At 56.8% G+C, this 13233-nt stretch carries 17 protein-coding genes; 7 read left to right on the forward strand and 10 right to left on the reverse strand.

Annotated features, from left to right (window positions below; translation table 11 throughout):
• Positions 1-116: 116 nt before the first annotated feature.
• The 9 genes from ptsN to CKQ53_RS06680 all read right to left on the reverse strand — a co-directional run bounded on the left by ptsN (position 117) and on the right by CKQ53_RS06680 (position 6965).
• On the reverse strand, positions 117-605 hold the full coding sequence (gene ptsN / locus CKQ53_RS06640) for a PTS IIA-like nitrogen regulatory protein PtsN (protein ID WP_094118142.1): 489 nt from the start codon (positions 603-605) through the stop codon (positions 117-119).
• A 99-nt stretch (positions 606-704) separates the two neighbouring features.
• Positions 705-992: a ribosome hibernation promoting factor gene (gene hpf / locus CKQ53_RS06645; RefSeq protein WP_085651065.1), complete on the reverse strand. Its 288-nt coding sequence runs from the start codon at positions 990-992 to the stop codon at positions 705-707.
• Positions 993-1016: 24 nt separating this feature from the next.
• On the reverse strand, positions 1017-2450 hold the full coding sequence (gene rpoN / locus CKQ53_RS06650; protein WP_085651064.1) for an RNA polymerase factor sigma-54: 1434 nt from the start codon (positions 2448-2450) through the stop codon (positions 1017-1019).
• A gap of 45 nt (positions 2451-2495) precedes the next feature.
• Entirely contained in the window at positions 2496-3221 is a 726-nt protein-coding gene (gene lptB / locus CKQ53_RS06655) for an LPS export ABC transporter ATP-binding protein (protein ID WP_085651063.1), read from the reverse strand.
• A gap of 3 nt (positions 3222-3224) precedes the next feature.
• A complete protein-coding gene (gene lptA, locus CKQ53_RS06660) occupies positions 3225-3803 on the reverse strand; it encodes a lipopolysaccharide ABC transporter substrate-binding protein LptA (RefSeq protein ID WP_085651062.1) in 579 nt (192 codons plus the stop codon).
• Positions 3781-4350 carry an LPS export ABC transporter periplasmic protein LptC gene (gene lptC, locus CKQ53_RS06665; protein ID WP_094118143.1) on the reverse strand — a complete coding sequence of 190 codons (570 nt, stop codon included), beginning with the start codon at positions 4348-4350 and terminating at the stop codon, positions 3781-3783. Before lptC ends, lptA begins: the two co-directional genes overlap by 23 nt.
• Positions 4347-4913, reverse strand: a complete 567-nt coding sequence (gene kdsC / locus CKQ53_RS06670; RefSeq protein ID WP_094118144.1) for a 3-deoxy-manno-octulosonate-8-phosphatase KdsC — start codon at positions 4911-4913, stop codon at positions 4347-4349. The genes lptC and kdsC overlap by 4 nt, the downstream gene beginning before the upstream one ends.
• Positions 4914-4983: 70 nt before the next feature.
• Positions 4984-5970: an arabinose-5-phosphate isomerase KdsD gene (gene kdsD / locus CKQ53_RS06675; RefSeq protein WP_085651059.1), complete on the reverse strand. Its 987-nt coding sequence runs from the start codon at positions 5968-5970 to the stop codon at positions 4984-4986.
• A 32-nt stretch (positions 5971-6002) separates the two neighbouring features.
• The gene (locus CKQ53_RS06680; protein WP_085651058.1) at positions 6003-6965 is read right to left on the reverse strand and encodes a calcium/sodium antiporter; all 963 of its coding nucleotides are present in this window, start codon (positions 6963-6965) and stop codon (positions 6003-6005) included.
• 277 nt (positions 6966-7242) lie between these two features.
• Between CKQ53_RS06680 and mlaF the strand changes: the two genes are divergently transcribed.
• The 7 genes from mlaF (at position 7243) to murA (ending at position 12032) form a co-directional block, all read left to right on the forward strand.
• Complete coding sequence (mlaF, locus tag CKQ53_RS06685) at positions 7243-8055, forward strand: phospholipid ABC transporter ATP-binding protein MlaF (protein WP_085651091.1); 813 nt, start codon at positions 7243-7245, stop codon at positions 8053-8055.
• Between the two features lie 7 nt (positions 8056-8062).
• Entirely contained in the window at positions 8063-8845 is a 783-nt protein-coding gene (gene mlaE / locus CKQ53_RS06690) for a lipid asymmetry maintenance ABC transporter permease subunit MlaE (RefSeq protein ID WP_085651057.1), read from the forward strand.
• A 3-nt stretch (positions 8846-8848) separates the two neighbouring features.
• Complete coding sequence (gene mlaD / locus CKQ53_RS06695; RefSeq protein ID WP_094118145.1) at positions 8849-9400, forward strand: outer membrane lipid asymmetry maintenance protein MlaD; 552 nt, start codon at positions 8849-8851, stop codon at positions 9398-9400.
• A 12-nt stretch (positions 9401-9412) separates the two neighbouring features.
• Positions 9413-10048, forward strand: a complete 636-nt coding sequence (gene mlaC / locus CKQ53_RS06700; RefSeq protein WP_085651055.1) for a phospholipid-binding protein MlaC — start codon at positions 9413-9415, stop codon at positions 10046-10048.
• Entirely contained in the window at positions 10041-10343 is a 303-nt protein-coding gene (gene mlaB / locus CKQ53_RS06705) for a lipid asymmetry maintenance protein MlaB (protein WP_094118146.1), read from the forward strand. The genes mlaC and mlaB overlap by 8 nt, the downstream gene beginning before the upstream one ends.
• 131 nt (positions 10344-10474) lie before the next feature.
• Positions 10475-10729 carry a BolA family iron metabolism protein IbaG gene (gene ibaG / locus CKQ53_RS06710; protein WP_026740703.1) on the forward strand — a complete coding sequence of 85 codons (255 nt, stop codon included), beginning with the start codon at positions 10475-10477 and terminating at the stop codon, positions 10727-10729.
• A gap of 40 nt (positions 10730-10769) precedes the next feature.
• Entirely contained in the window at positions 10770-12032 is a 1263-nt protein-coding gene (gene murA / locus CKQ53_RS06715) for a UDP-N-acetylglucosamine 1-carboxyvinyltransferase (RefSeq protein ID WP_094118147.1), read from the forward strand.
• A gap of 88 nt (positions 12033-12120) precedes the next feature.
• On the opposite strand, the gene degS is transcribed toward murA, so the two are convergent.
• Positions 12121-13173 (reverse strand): outer membrane-stress sensor serine endopeptidase DegS, encoded by a 1053-nt coding sequence (gene degS, locus CKQ53_RS06720; RefSeq protein ID WP_085651052.1) that lies wholly within the window; start codon positions 13171-13173, stop codon positions 12121-12123.
• Between the last annotated feature and the right edge of the window lie 60 nt (positions 13174-13233).

The raw sequence follows: 13233 nt of genomic DNA on the forward strand, positions 1-13233 counted from the left end.
CCGTTAGCTTATGTTAGTCATCCGGCTTTCGCCGGAATTTTTACCGGACGCAGACGCTGTCTGCATGGCGTCCGGTACTGTCATATTCTTTGTCTGGATACGCTTCGCCCTGAGGTTCAGGGTTGTTCGGCGCTATCCGCTTCGGTCATGATCTGATACAGCTCTTCGTCGCTCTGCGCACTCCGTAAACGGCGGCACAGCGCTTTGTCCGACAGCTGTCTGGCGACCAGCGCCAGCGTATTCAAATGGGTTTTACATTGTTCGGCGGGAACCAGCAAGGCAAACAGCAGGTCCACGGGCTGGTTATCAATGGCATCGAAGGCGACGGGTTGATCCAGATGGATAAACACGCCTACGGCGCTCAACGAGTCATCGTTCTCGAGCTTGCCGTGAGGAATGGCGATACCGTTGCCGATACCGGTGCTGCCCATACGTTCCCGCCCCAAAATGGCTTCAAAGATAATCTGTGAGGGCAGATTGAGCTGTGCCGCAGCGAGTTCGCTGATAATTTCCAGAGCGCGCTTTTTACTCTGGCAGCTTACGGCGTTGCGGGTGCACTCCTGACGAAGTACGGCGCTGAGTTGCATAATGGAATCGTTATTCATTTTATATTCACCTGACAACACTAGGGCCTCCAGCTACCGAAACGGCGGCTCTTACCGAGCGGGCCGTTCCGGTCCCTGCGCCTGGAGGCGGGGCAATAATCAGTGCTGCTTCAGTTTATCCTTATGTTTGTTTAACTGTCGCGCCAGCTTGTCGATGAGAAGATCGATGGCGGCATACATCTCGCCCGCTTCTGATGTGGCATGCAGCTCACCGCCGTTAACGTGGATCGTGGCTTCAGCAATTTGCTGAATTTTTTCCACTTTCAGCACCACGTACACCTGATTAATGCGATCAAAATACTGTTCCAGCTTCGCGAATTTGGTGTTTAAAAATTCGCGCAGGGCATCGGTAATGTCGACATGGTGTCCGGTAATGTTCAGCTGCATAGCGTCTTCCTTCTCAGTTCAAGGTCAAACCAGTTGTTTACGCTGGTTGGACGGTGGGATAGATAAAGACTCGCGATATTTGGCAACGGTGCGTCGAGCGACGATGATCCCCTGCTCGGAAAGCAGGGTGGTCAGCTTGCTGTCGCTGAGCGGTTTGGCGGGATTTTCCGCAGCGATTAATTTCTTGACCAACGCTCGGATAGCGGTGGACGACGCTTCTCCGCCGCTGTCGGTATTGACGTGGCTGGAGAAGAAATATTTCAGTTCGAAGATGCCGCGCGGGCTGTGCAAAAACTTCTGCGTCGTGACGCGGGAAATGGTGGACTCATGCATTTCCACCGCCTGGGCGATATCCGCCAGCACCATGGGCTTCATGTACTCTTCGCCGTGGTCGAAGAAAGCCTGCTGCTGCTCGACGATACAGCGGGTGACCTTCAGCAGCGTGTCGTTGCGGCTCTCCAGACTTTTGATAAGCCAGCGGGCTTCCTGAAGATGACTGCGGATAAACTGGCCGTCGCTGTCGCTGCGCGTGCTGTTGCCGAGCGCAGCATACTGCTGGTTGATTTGCAGTCGCGGCACGCTGTCGGTATTGAGTTCGACGGACCAGCGATCCTGCACTTTACGCACCAGGACGTCGGGGATCACGTATTCCGATTCGCCGGTGTTGATGGACTGTCCCGGACGTGGGTCGAGCGACTGAATCAGCGCCAGAGCTTCTTTTAGCACGTCTTCTTTGAGACGGCTGGCGCGAATGAGCGTACGGAAATCGTGATTCGCCAGCAGAGCGAGATACTCGCTGACGATCAGCGTGGCTTCTTCCCAGCGCGGCATTTTATTGTCGAACTGAGACAGCTGAACCAGCAGACATTCGCGCAGATCGCGCGAAGCCACGCCCACCGGATCGAAGCGTTGCACCCGTTTCAGGACCGCTTCCACTTCTTCCATCGTCAGCTCTTCGTTACCGACGCTGTCGCGAATTTCTTCCAGTGAGACGGTGAGATAACCGGTGGGGTCGACGGCGTCGACGATGGAGGTCGCGATGGCGGCATCGGTGTCGGAGAACGGCGTCAGCTCCACCTGCCACATCAGATAGTCTTGGAGCGATTGTGTCGTTTCGCCCTGATAGACCGGCAGCTCATCATCGCGGTAGTCGGTGCTGGTCCCGGAGGGCGTGCCCGCCGTGTAGATTTCATCCCAGGCGGCATCCAGCGGCAGCTCGTCGGGCATATCTTTCTGCTCCAGCGCTTCGCGGGTATCCAGCGCCTCGCTACTGCTGCTTTCTTGCGTCTCGACCTCTTCGTGGGGATCGGTTTGTTCCAGCAAGGGGTTGCTTTCCAGCGCCTGTTGAATTTCTTGCTGGAGTTCAAGCGTGGACAGCTGCAACAGGCGGATTGCCTGCTGTAACTGTGGCGTCATTGCCAGTTGCTGGCTAAGCCTGAGTTGCAAACCTTGCTTCATAAATAGCGCTAACTTCCCTTGGATAATACGAACGAAAATATGACGTCAGAGTCGGAAGCCTTCGCCCAGATAGACACGTTTGACCTGTTCATTGGCCAATATATCCGCCGGTGATCCGTGGGCGATGAGATGGCCCTGGCTGACGATATAGGCACGTTCACAGACGTCCAGCGTTTCGCGGACGTTATGGTCGGTGATGAGGACACCCAGACCGCTGTCGCGGAGGTGTTCAATAATTTTCTTAATATCTATCACCGAAATTGGGTCCACCCCGGCGAAAGGTTCATCCAGAAGAATGAACTTGGGATTGGCTGCGAGCGCTCGGGCGATTTCCACTCGACGACGCTCACCACCGGAGAGAGATTGTCCCAGACTATCGCGTAAATGAGCAATATGAAACTCTTCCATCAGCTCATTGGCGCGGTCCGCCTGCTGTTCCTGCGTCAGATCCTTACGAATTTGCAGCACGGCCATCAGGTTATCGTAAACGCTCAACCGCCGAAAAATTGACGCTTCCTGCGGCAGGTAGCCAATGCCGCGACGTGCGCGGTCGTGCAACGGCAGCAGACTGATGTCGTCGTTGTCGATAATGATGCGGCCTTCATCGCGCTGCACGATGCCGACGACCATATAGAACGTGGTGGTCTTGCCCGCGCCGTTCGGGCCCAACAGGCCGACGATTTCGCCGGAGTTAACCTTGAGGCTGACGTTTTCCACGACCTTACGGCCTTTGTACGCCTTAGCCAGATTTTCTGCGATTAATGTAGCCATGAGTTATTGCGTCGCTCGCTGTTGCGGTTTGGGGGACTTGGCCGGTGCGGTGCGCTGGCCGTTTTTGTCCTGCAACTGGGACGGAACCAGAACCGTTGTCACACGCTTGCCTTTATCGCTGAATGCTTGCATCTGCTGCTGCTTGACCAGATAGGTGATGCGATCGCCTTTGACGTTACTGTCCAGCTGTTCCAGATAGGCGTCGCCGGTCAGGATGACGTTGTCTTTATCCAGCTCATAGCGCATTTTCTGTGAGTGGCCTTTGACCGGTTTGCCGTTGTCCTGCATCTGGTAGAACGTCGCCGGATTCCCGAATCCTTCGATGACTTCGCGACCTTGCTGGCCCTGAGGACGGGTGACGACGACTTTGTCCGCCTGGACCTTGATCGATCCCTGCGTGACGATGACATTGCCGGTAAACGTAACGACGTTGCCCTGCATGTCTAAAGACTGCTGGTCGGAGTCGATGTGAATCGGCTGATCGGTATCGCCTGTCAGCGCCAATACCGGCATGCTGGCGGAAAACAGCGAGCTGGCGATCAGCGCGTGGCGCAGTGCTTTATTGATTTTTTGGAATTTCATAGGAGGTTTTTACCTTTTCGATCAACTCTGCTGTCTTGTTGCGCAGATTTCCACGCATTTTTAAACCCTTGGAGGTAAAGCTGGCACCGTATAACGTCACTTCATCATCGGATGAGACGTCCTGAGTGATCAGGTTTACCTGGGCATTATCTGTTTTGACCCGTTCCAGCTGGGAATCCGTCGTCAAGCTGTTCATCTCGACATGGCCGTACAGATACAGCATGCGGTCCTTAGTCAGTTTGGCTCGATCGGAGCGGACTGACCAGGTCGCGACGCCTAATTCGTTGTACATGGTGGCGACCGGCTGGGTGAACCAGGTCAGCTGGTCATTTTCGTAATATTCGGCTTTTTCAGTCACCAGCTTGTAGGCCAGTTTCCCCGTAGGGTCATACACCACCGTAAGGTTTTGCTGAGTGGTGTAGGTCGGCGCGTTGTTCTCCGATACCGCGGGCGTCGCGTCATCGCGGGTAGACGTCAGATTCAAGCCGATGAGCACCAGCGCGATCAGTGCCAGCAGGGCGGTCAGCCAGCGCTTTGTTTTATTCATATCGACAACCCTTTAGCCAACTCCAGCTTGTCCTGCGCCTGTAAAATCAGGTCGCAAATCTCGCGTACGGCGCCGCGCCCGCCAGCGGTGCGCGTCACATAATCCGAACGGGGCAACAGCAGCGGATGGGCATCCGCCACGGCGACGCTCAGTCCGACTTCCGCCATGACCGGCCAGTCAATCAAATCGTCGCCGATATAGGCGACCTGATGGGCCTCAAGCGCCAGTTTATCCAACAGCTCGCGGAAGGCCAAAAGCTTATCAGACTGTCCCTGATAAAGGTGAGAAATCCCCAGGGTCTTGCAACGGTCTTCCAGAAGCTTGGCTGAACGGCCGGTAATGATGGCGACGTCGATATCGGACGTCAGCAGGCAGCGGATGCCGTAGCCGTCCCGGACGTTAAATGTTTTCAGCTCTTCGCCCTGATTGCCCATGTAGATCAGACCATCGGACAGCACGCCGTCCACATCGCAGATGAGCAGACGGATATCTCGGGCCTTGCCCATCACTGCGTCGGCGACGGGGCCGTAGCAGGTCTCGGTGTTCGGCGGGGTTTTACTCATTTCACGCTTGTCCTTGGTTTACAGCCGGGTTGAAGTCGTTGGGTCAACGCCAGGTGACGCGGTGGCTGGATTAAACCACACCTGCCCGCAGCATGTCGTGCATATGCACGACGCCGACCAGACGATCGTCTTTGGCGACCATCAGCGCCGTCACATGACGCGACTGCATCAGGTTCAGCGCATCCACGGCCAGCATTTGCGATGTCACGCGGATACCGCCGCCCGTCATGACGTCGACGATGCGCGCGCTGTTCAGATCGATATTCAGATCGAAAATACGGCGCAGGTCGCCATCGGTGAAAATCCCTTCGATGGTGCCGTCGGGCGCGCAGATGGCGGTCATTCCCAGGTTCTTACGGGTGATCTCCAACAGCGCATCGCGCAGTGAGGCATCCCGGGGCACACTGGGGATTTCATCGCCAGCGTGCATGATATCGTTCACCCGCAATAACAGTTTGCGGCCAAGTGCTCCGCCCGGATGAGACAGGGCGAAATCTTCCGCGGTAAATCCGCGAGCCTGAAGCAGCGCCACGGCAATCGCGTCGCCCATTACCAGCGTAGCAGTTGTGCTGGAGGTGGGCGCCAGACCCAGCGGGCAGGCTTCCTGCGAAACATGAATGCAAAGATGGTGATCGGCGGCTTTTCCCATGGTGCTTTCCGGGTTGCCGGTCATGCAGATCAACGGGACGTGCAGACGTTTGAGCACGGGGATCAGGGCCAGAATCTCATGGGATTCGCCGGAGTTGGAGATAGCGATCACGATATCCTGCGCGGTAATCATCCCGAGATCGCCGTGACTGGCCTCGCCGGGATGCACGAAGAAGGACGGCGTGCCGGTACTGGCGAAGGTCGCGGCGATCTTGCAGCCGATATGACCGGATTTCCCCATGCCCATCACCACGACTTTGCCCGCACAGCGGAAAATCATCTCGCAGACGCGGGTGAAGTTGTCGTCGATATACTGATCCAATTGAGCCAGCGTTTCGCGCTCAATGGATAAAACCTGTTTCCCTGCGCTCTGGAAATCGAAATTGGAGGGTAGCTCAAAGTGTGACATTCAAAACGTCCTGCGTTGCCGATAAGGTCCGGCTATGAAAAAAAGAACAGCACGGCGAGGTAAGCGATAAACGCGCACAGCAATAGCGCGCCCGCGCCCTGACCGATGCACCGTTTCTGGCGTAGGCACAGTGCCGCCAGCAGTACGCTGGCTCCCAGCATCACCCAGTAGTCGCGGCTGAACGCCAGTGGGTTCACTGACCCCGGGGAAAGCAGCGCCGGTACGCCCAGCACAATGCCGATGTTGAAAATATTGGAACCGATCAGGTTGCCCAGCGCGATGTCGTCTTCTTTCTTCAGCGTGCCGACGATAGCGGTGGCGAGTTCGGGCAGGCTGGTGCCGATGGCTAGCACCGTCAGACCGATAGTTAATTCGCTAATATTAAAGCTGCGGGCGATCACCGTGGCGTTGTCCACGACGATGCGGGTCGCCATGGGCAGAATGATGACGCCTAACACCAGCCACAGTAAGGCGACGGTCGAGTTATTGTCGCGCGGCAGCTCATCCATCTGCTCGCGCGTCAGGCTATCCACGCCCGCCTGTTGGGCGGTGCGAGCCATGCGCAGTATCATCGTGATCGAGACCGCGGCTGACAGCAGCAGTATCACGCCGTCCAGTCGGCTGAGGTCATGGTCGAGCAGCAAGACGCCGCACAACGCCGTGACGATCAACATCAGCGGCAGTTCCCGACGCACCAAGACCGAATGGAAGGTCAGCGGGCGAATTAATGTGGCGCTGCCGAGGATCAGCAGAATGTTGGCGATGTTGGAGCCGAGCACATTGCCCACCGCCATATCTATCTGATGATTCAGCGCTGCGGTGACCGAAACCATCAGCTCCGGCAACGAGGTACCGAGCCCGACAATCGTAATGCCGATCATCATCGGTGGAATGCCGAAGGAGCGGGCCAACACGGCGGCACCGTAAACCAGTCGGTCGGCACCATAAACCAGCAGAATCAAACCAACAATCAAGAGTACTGTCGCAAAAAGCATGCAGCGTCCTTTATTCAGGTATAATCACCGGTTTATTGGCGCACAAACCAGTATTTTTTGGACGAAGAGTGAACAAGAAAGTCATTTTTCATCTTTGGCGCTAATTTTGACTGTGTAGTGTGAAAAAGTAAAACCAATGGCAACTTTGGTCACGAATTAGTGATGGCCGTTTGTCACAGTGAATGCCTGATGCGTCATCCGGCGTGGAAGGACGGTTCAACATACGGTCTTAATGCTGATGACTGCGCCGCTCGCGCAGTCGGAAAGGAAACATATGATGAATCCCGAAGTCTCTAACCTGGTTGAAGTTCGCGGGCTCAGTTTTCGCCGGGGAAATCGGCAGATTTTCACCGATATTTCCCTGAACGTTCCCAAACGCAAAGTGACGGCCATCATGGGGCCGTCCGGCATCGGCAAAACCACGCTGTTGCGCCTCATCGGCGGACAGCTGCCGCCGGATCAGGGGCAAATCTGGTTCGACGGCGAAAACATTCCTGCGCTTTCCCGTTCCGGCCTGTACGAAGCCCGTAAAAAGATGAGCATGCTGTTCCAGTCCGGCGCGCTGTTTACCGACCTCAACGTATTCGATAACGTCGCCTGGCCGCTGCGCGAGCACAGCCAACTGCCGCCGGAACTGTTGCACACCATTGTGATGATGAAACTCGAAGCGGTGGGGTTGCGTGGAGCGGCCTCTCTAATGCCGTCCGAATTGTCCGGCGGGATGGCGCGACGTGCGGCGCTGGCGCGAGCCATCGCGCTCGACCCGCAGCTGATCATGTTTGACGAACCGTTTGTGGGGCAGGACCCCATTACCATGGGCGTGCTGGTCAAACTGATCGATGAACTGAATCATGCGCTCGGTGTCACTTGTATTGTGGTTTCGCACGATGTGCCCGAAGTGTTGAGCATCGCGGACTATGCCTACATCATTGCCGATCAGCACGTCATTGCCGAAGGCACGCCGAACGATTTGCAGCAGAACGCCGACCCCCGTGTCCGCCAGTTCCTGGACGGTATTGCCGACGGGCCGGTGCCTTTCCGCTATCCTGCGGGAGATTACACACGCGAGCTGTTGGAAGCAGGGAGTTAATTTATTCATGCTATTTCAGGCATTAGCGTCTTTTGGACGCGTCGGCATTAACGTTTGCACGTCGTTCGGACGCGCGGGACTCATGCTGTTCAATGCGCTGGTGGGAAAACCGGAGCTCGCCAGACAATGGCCGCTGTTGCGCCGCCAGCTGTACAGCGTGGGCGTACAATCGCTGTTGATCATCGTGGTGTCCGGTCTCTTTATCGGTATGGTGCTGGGCCTGCAGGGGTATCTGGTGCTCACGACCTATAGCGCGGAAGCCAGCCTCGGCATGATTGTCGCGCTATCGCTGCTGCGTGAGCTGGGACCGGTGGTGACCGCGTTGTTGTTCGCAGGTCGCGCTGGATCGGCGCTGACCGCGGAAATCGGCCTGATGAAGGCTACCGAGCAGTTGTCCAGCATGGAAATGATGGCGGTCGACCCGTTACGTCGCGTTGTCGCGCCGCGTTTCTGGGCCGGGGTGATCAGCATGCCGCTGCTGACGGTGATTTTTGTCGCTGTGGGCGTGTGGGGCGGCTCGTTGGTGGGCGTGGACTGGAAAGGCATCGATAGCGGCTTTTTCTGGTCGGCTTTGCAAGGCGCCGTCGAGTGGCGGCTGGATATCGTAAACTGCCTGCTCAAAAGCGTGGCCTTTGCGATTACCGTAACCTGGATCGCTTTGTTTAATGGTTATGACGCGATCCCGACGTCAGAGGGGATTAGCCGTGCAACGACGCGTACCGTCGTGCATTCATCGCTGGCGGTTCTGGGATTGGATTTTTTGCTGACGGCACTGATGTTTGGGAACTAAGTGATGCAAACGAAGAAACATGAAATCTGGGTCGGCGTATTCATGCTGATTGCGCTGGGCGCCATTATCTTTATCTGTCTGAAAGTGGCCGATTTGAACACGTTGGGGCACCAGCAGACGTACCGTTTGACGGCGACGTTCGATAATATCGGCGGTCTGAAAGCGCGTTCGCCGGTGAAAATCGGCGGTGTCGTGATTGGCCGCGTGGACAGCATCGATCTGGATCAGAAAACGTATTTGCCGCGGGTCACGATGGAGATCGATAAGCGTTACGACCGCATTCCGGACACCAGTTCGCTGGCCATCCGCACATCGGGCCTGCTGGGTGAACAGTATCTGGCGCTGAATATGGGCTTCGAAGATCCCGAGATGGGGACGTCTATCCTGAAGGACGGCGGCACGATCCAGGACACTAAATCGGCGATGGTGCTGGAAGACCTGATTGGACAGTTCCTGTACAAGAGCGGCGGCAGCAATGACCATGCTGAGCAGAACGGCAGCGCGCCAGCGGCCGCTCCGGAATCCCAGAATTCCCCCGTGACTCCACATTCTTAAGAGGATACCTGCATGTTGAAACGTTTACTCATGGCGGCAGCGCTTATCGTGATGGCTCCCGCAGCGCTGGCGGCCGACCAGACTAATCCTTACAGCCTGATGGCTGACGCCGCGCAGAAGACCTTCGACCGCCTGAAGAATGAACAGCCGAGTATCCGCCAGAACCCCAATTATCTGCGCAGCATCGTGCGTGAAGAGCTGTTGCCCTATGTGCAGGTGAAATACGCGGGCGCGCTGGTGCTGGGACAATATTACAAGGGCGCGACGCCGGCCCAGCGCGACGCCTACTTCAAGGCGTTCTCCGCTTATCTGGAACAGGCCTACGGTCAGGCGTTGGCGTTGTATCACGGCCAGACTTACCAGATCGCGCCACAGCAGCCGCTGGGCGATGCCAACATTGTGCCTATCCGCGTGACCATCATCGATAACGGCGGCCGTCCGCCGGTGCGGCTCGACTTCCAGTGGCGCAAGAACAGCCAGACCGGCAACTGGCAGGCGTACGACATGATCGCCGAAGGGGTGAGCATGATCACCACCAAGCAGAATGAATGGGCGTCGATACTGCGTCAGCAGGGCGTCGACGGGCTGACCCGCCAGCTGCAAATCTCGGCGCAGCAGCCGATTACGCTGGATCAGAAAAATGGCTGAGCCGCTAAGCTGGCAATCTCAGGAAGGCACGCTAACGTTGAAAGGCGATCTGGATCGTGAAACGCTGCTGCCGCTGTGGCAACAGCATGAGACGCTCCTCGCGGAGTCCGTTGAATTGGACGTGAGCCAGCTGCAACGTGTGGATTCCGCCGGTCTGGCTCTGCTGGTGCACTTTTACCATGAGCAGACGCAAAAGGGCCGCGACCTGCGGATTATCGGCGTGAGCGATCGGCTAAGAACATTGATCGATCTGTATAACCTGAACAACGTCATTCCAGTGCAATTGACCCGCTAATGCACGGCGTTTCTGGCCCTTCGTCCCCCGTTGTCTTTTGCGCCACGGGGGATTTCTTTTGTTTAAGATAGCGGCGGATTCCTCTAAGATACCCCCTGTTTATCATCCCCCCAGACGTAGAATCGAGAGCGATGGAAAATAAAGAAATCGAATCCGTGCTGATGAGCGCATTGGCACTTCAGGAAGTTCATGCATCCGGCGATGGAAGCCATTTTCAGGTGATTGTTGTCGGCGATCTCTTTGCCGGCATGAGCCGCGTTAAGCAGCAGCAGACGGTCTATGCGCCGCTGATGGAATATATCGCGGACAACCGTATTCACGCCCTGTCAATCAAGGCTTATACCCCCGAAGAGTGGCAACGCGATCGTAAGCTCAGCGGCTTTTAAATAGCGCGCCATTGAACTGAATTATTGAGAAATCGTCACTATGGATAAATTTCGTGTGCAGGGGCCGACCCGGCTCTCTGGTGAAGTCACTATCTCCGGGGCTAAAAATGCGGCCTTGCCTATCCTGTTTGCCGCGCTGCTGGCTGAAGAACCGGTAGAAATACAGAATGTCCCGAAACTGCGGGACATCGACACCACGATGAAGCTGCTAAGCCAACTTGGCGCTCGCGTGGAACGCAACGGTTCCGTCCATGTCGACGCTAGCGGAGTCAACGTCTTTTGCGCGCCTTACGAGCTGGTGAAAACGATGCGCGCGTCCATCTGGGCGTTAGGACCGTTGGTGGCCCGTTTCGGTCAGGGACAGGTTTCTCTGCCGGGCGGATGCGCCATCGGCGCGCGTCCGGTCGACCTGCATATCAACGGCCTGGAGCAGTTGGGCGCGAAGATTACCCTGGAAGAAGGGTACGTCAAGGCCCACGTTGACGGGCGTTTGCAGGGTGCGCATATCGTCATGGATAAGGTCAGCGTGGGTGCGACGGTGACGATCATGAGCGCGGCTACGCTGGCGGAAGGTCAGACGATTATTGAAAATGCGGCCCGCGAGCCGGAAATCGTCGATACGGCCCACTTTTTGAATACGCTGGGCGCCAAAATCAGCGGCGCGGGTAGTGACCGTATCGTGATCGACGGCGTTGCTCGCTTGGGCGGCGGCGTTTATCGCGTGCTGCCTGACCGCATCGAAACCGGCACCTTCCTGGTCGCTGGCGCGATTTCCCGCGGTAAGGTCGTATGCCACAGCACGCGTCCGGATACGCTGGATGCGGTACTGGCCAAGCTGCGCGAAGCCGGTGCTGATATCGAAATCGGCGAAGACTGGATCAGTCTGGATATGCATGGCGAGCGTCCTAAAGCCGTAACGTTCCGCACCGCACCGCATCCGGGATTCCCCACCGATATGCAGGCGCAGTTCAGCCTGCTGAATCTAGTGGCGGAAGGCACGGGTGTGATCACGGAAACCATCTTCGAAAACCGCTTCATGCATATTCCTGAGCTGATCCGCATGGGCGCGCAGGCGGAGATTGAGAGCAATACCGTCATCTGCCACGGCGTGGAAAATCTGTCAGGCGCACAGGTCATGGCGACCGATCTGCGGGCATCGGCTAGCCTGGTGCTGGCGGGCTGCATCGCGGAAGGCGCGACGCTGGTCGATCGTATTTATCATATCGATCGCGGCTATGAGCGCATCGAAGATAAGCTGCGTGGTCTTGGCGCAAACATAGAGCGTATTGCTGGCGAGGAGTAAGTTCCTCTTGCCATAAAAAACGGGACGATAGCCGTGAGGCTGTCGTCCCGTTTCTCGTTTTGTGGCCGGCACAGATTGATGAAGCGCGCTAGTTCGCCGGGAATTCCTGAATGGTCACGTCGAGCGTCAGTTCTTTGTTGTCGCGGAAAATGACGACCGGAATTACCGTGCCGGGCCGCAGCTCCGCCACCTGGTCCATCGTTTCTATGACCGACCGCGCTGGCTTGTTGTTCACCTTCAACAGCAGATCGTCTTCCTTGATACCCGCTTTATCCGCCGGACCATCCTGTTCGACCTTGCTGACGATGATGCCCTGCAAGCGTTCCAGCCCGGCATTCTTGTTGCCGACCCGTTCAATCTGAGCGCCGTTGATACCGATATAACCACGAATGACCCGCCCGTCGCGAATGAGCTTCCCCATCACTTTGGTTGCCAGCGCGACGGGAATCGCAAAGCCGATCCCTTCCGGGGTTCCGCCATCGTTGCTCTTATCGAAAGACAGGGTATTGATGCCGACCAGTTCCCCCAGCGTATTGACCAGTGCGCCGCCGGAGTTGCCCCGGTTAATGGAGGCGTCGGTCTGGAGGAAATTCTGACGGCCTGATGAGCTGAGTCCGACTCGCCCTGTGGCGCTGATGATGCCCTGCGTAATGGTCTGCCCCAGGTTATAGGGGTTGCCAATCGCCATCACGACGTCGCCGACGTGCGGGGTGCGGTGATCGTTAATGGCGATCGCCGGCAGGCTGGTGGCTTCGATTTTAAGCACGGCCAGGTCGGTCAGCGTATCCGAGCCGACCAGCAGCGCCTCATACAGACGGCCGTCCTGCAGGGTGACGACGATTTGTTCGGCGTCGGTGATCACATGTTTGTTGGTAAGAATATAGCCCTTGTTGTTCATGATAACGCCCGAACCCAGCGTGCGGACGTTGAGTTCATCCTTGTTGCCAGCCCGATTATAGACGTTGACGACCGCAGGCGCGGCGCGGCGAACACCTTGGTAATAGCTGACGGGGGCTTGATCTTGCGTCGACACCTCCTCTTTCAGCAGCATGCTGCTGGAGCGCAGTGCGGGAAGGGCCAATAACAGGATCGCGGCCACGACGACACCAATCAATGCTGAGCGTATCAGTTTGGTTAACATGAGCGTTTGGGACTTGAAGAAGAATAAATCGCAGAATAACAAAGATGGTAGGACGCCGCA

This window comes from Lonsdalea britannica (assembly GCF_003515985.1).
Lineage (GTDB): Bacteria > Pseudomonadota > Gammaproteobacteria > Enterobacterales > Enterobacteriaceae > Lonsdalea > Lonsdalea britannica.

Bases quoted from the DNA above. Each gene is read 5' to 3' on its own strand.
- ptsN (WP_094118142.1), bottom strand. From the start codon at position 605: ATGAATAACGATTCCATTATGCAACTCAGCGCCGTACTTCGTCAGGAG.
- hpf (WP_085651065.1), bottom strand. From the start codon at position 992: ATGCAGCTGAACATTACCGGACACCATGTCGACATTACCGATGCCCTG.
- rpoN (WP_085651064.1), bottom strand. From the start codon at position 2,450: ATGAAGCAAGGTTTGCAACTCAGGCTTAGCCAGCAACTGGCAATGACG.
- lptB (WP_085651063.1), bottom strand. From the start codon at position 3,221: ATGGCTACATTAATCGCAGAAAATCTGGCTAAGGCGTACAAAGGCCGT.
- lptA (WP_085651062.1), bottom strand. From the start codon at position 3,803: ATGAAATTCCAAAAAATCAATAAAGCACTGCGCCACGCGCTGATCGCC.
- lptC (WP_094118143.1), bottom strand. From the start codon at position 4,350: ATGAATAAAACAAAGCGCTGGCTGACCGCCCTGCTGGCACTGATCGCG.
- kdsC (WP_094118144.1), bottom strand. From the start codon at position 4,913: ATGAGTAAAACCCCGCCGAACACCGAGACCTGCTACGGCCCCGTCGCC.
- kdsD (WP_085651059.1), bottom strand. From the start codon at position 5,970: ATGTCACACTTTGAGCTACCCTCCAATTTCGATTTCCAGAGCGCAGGG.
- CKQ53_RS06680 (WP_085651058.1), bottom strand. From the start codon at position 6,965: ATGCTTTTTGCGACAGTACTCTTGATTGTTGGTTTGATTCTGCTGGTT.
- mlaF (WP_085651091.1), top strand. From the start codon at position 7,243: ATGAATCCCGAAGTCTCTAACCTGGTTGAAGTTCGCGGGCTCAGTTTT.
- mlaE (WP_085651057.1), top strand. From the start codon at position 8,063: ATGCTATTTCAGGCATTAGCGTCTTTTGGACGCGTCGGCATTAACGTT.
- mlaD (WP_094118145.1), top strand. From the start codon at position 8,849: ATGCAAACGAAGAAACATGAAATCTGGGTCGGCGTATTCATGCTGATT.
- mlaC (WP_085651055.1), top strand. From the start codon at position 9,413: ATGTTGAAACGTTTACTCATGGCGGCAGCGCTTATCGTGATGGCTCCC.
- mlaB (WP_094118146.1), top strand. From the start codon at position 10,041: ATGGCTGAGCCGCTAAGCTGGCAATCTCAGGAAGGCACGCTAACGTTG.
- ibaG (WP_026740703.1), top strand. From the start codon at position 10,475: ATGGAAAATAAAGAAATCGAATCCGTGCTGATGAGCGCATTGGCACTT.
- murA (WP_094118147.1), top strand. From the start codon at position 10,770: ATGGATAAATTTCGTGTGCAGGGGCCGACCCGGCTCTCTGGTGAAGTC.
- degS (WP_085651052.1), bottom strand. From the start codon at position 13,173: ATGTTAACCAAACTGATACGCTCAGCATTGATTGGTGTCGTCGTGGCC.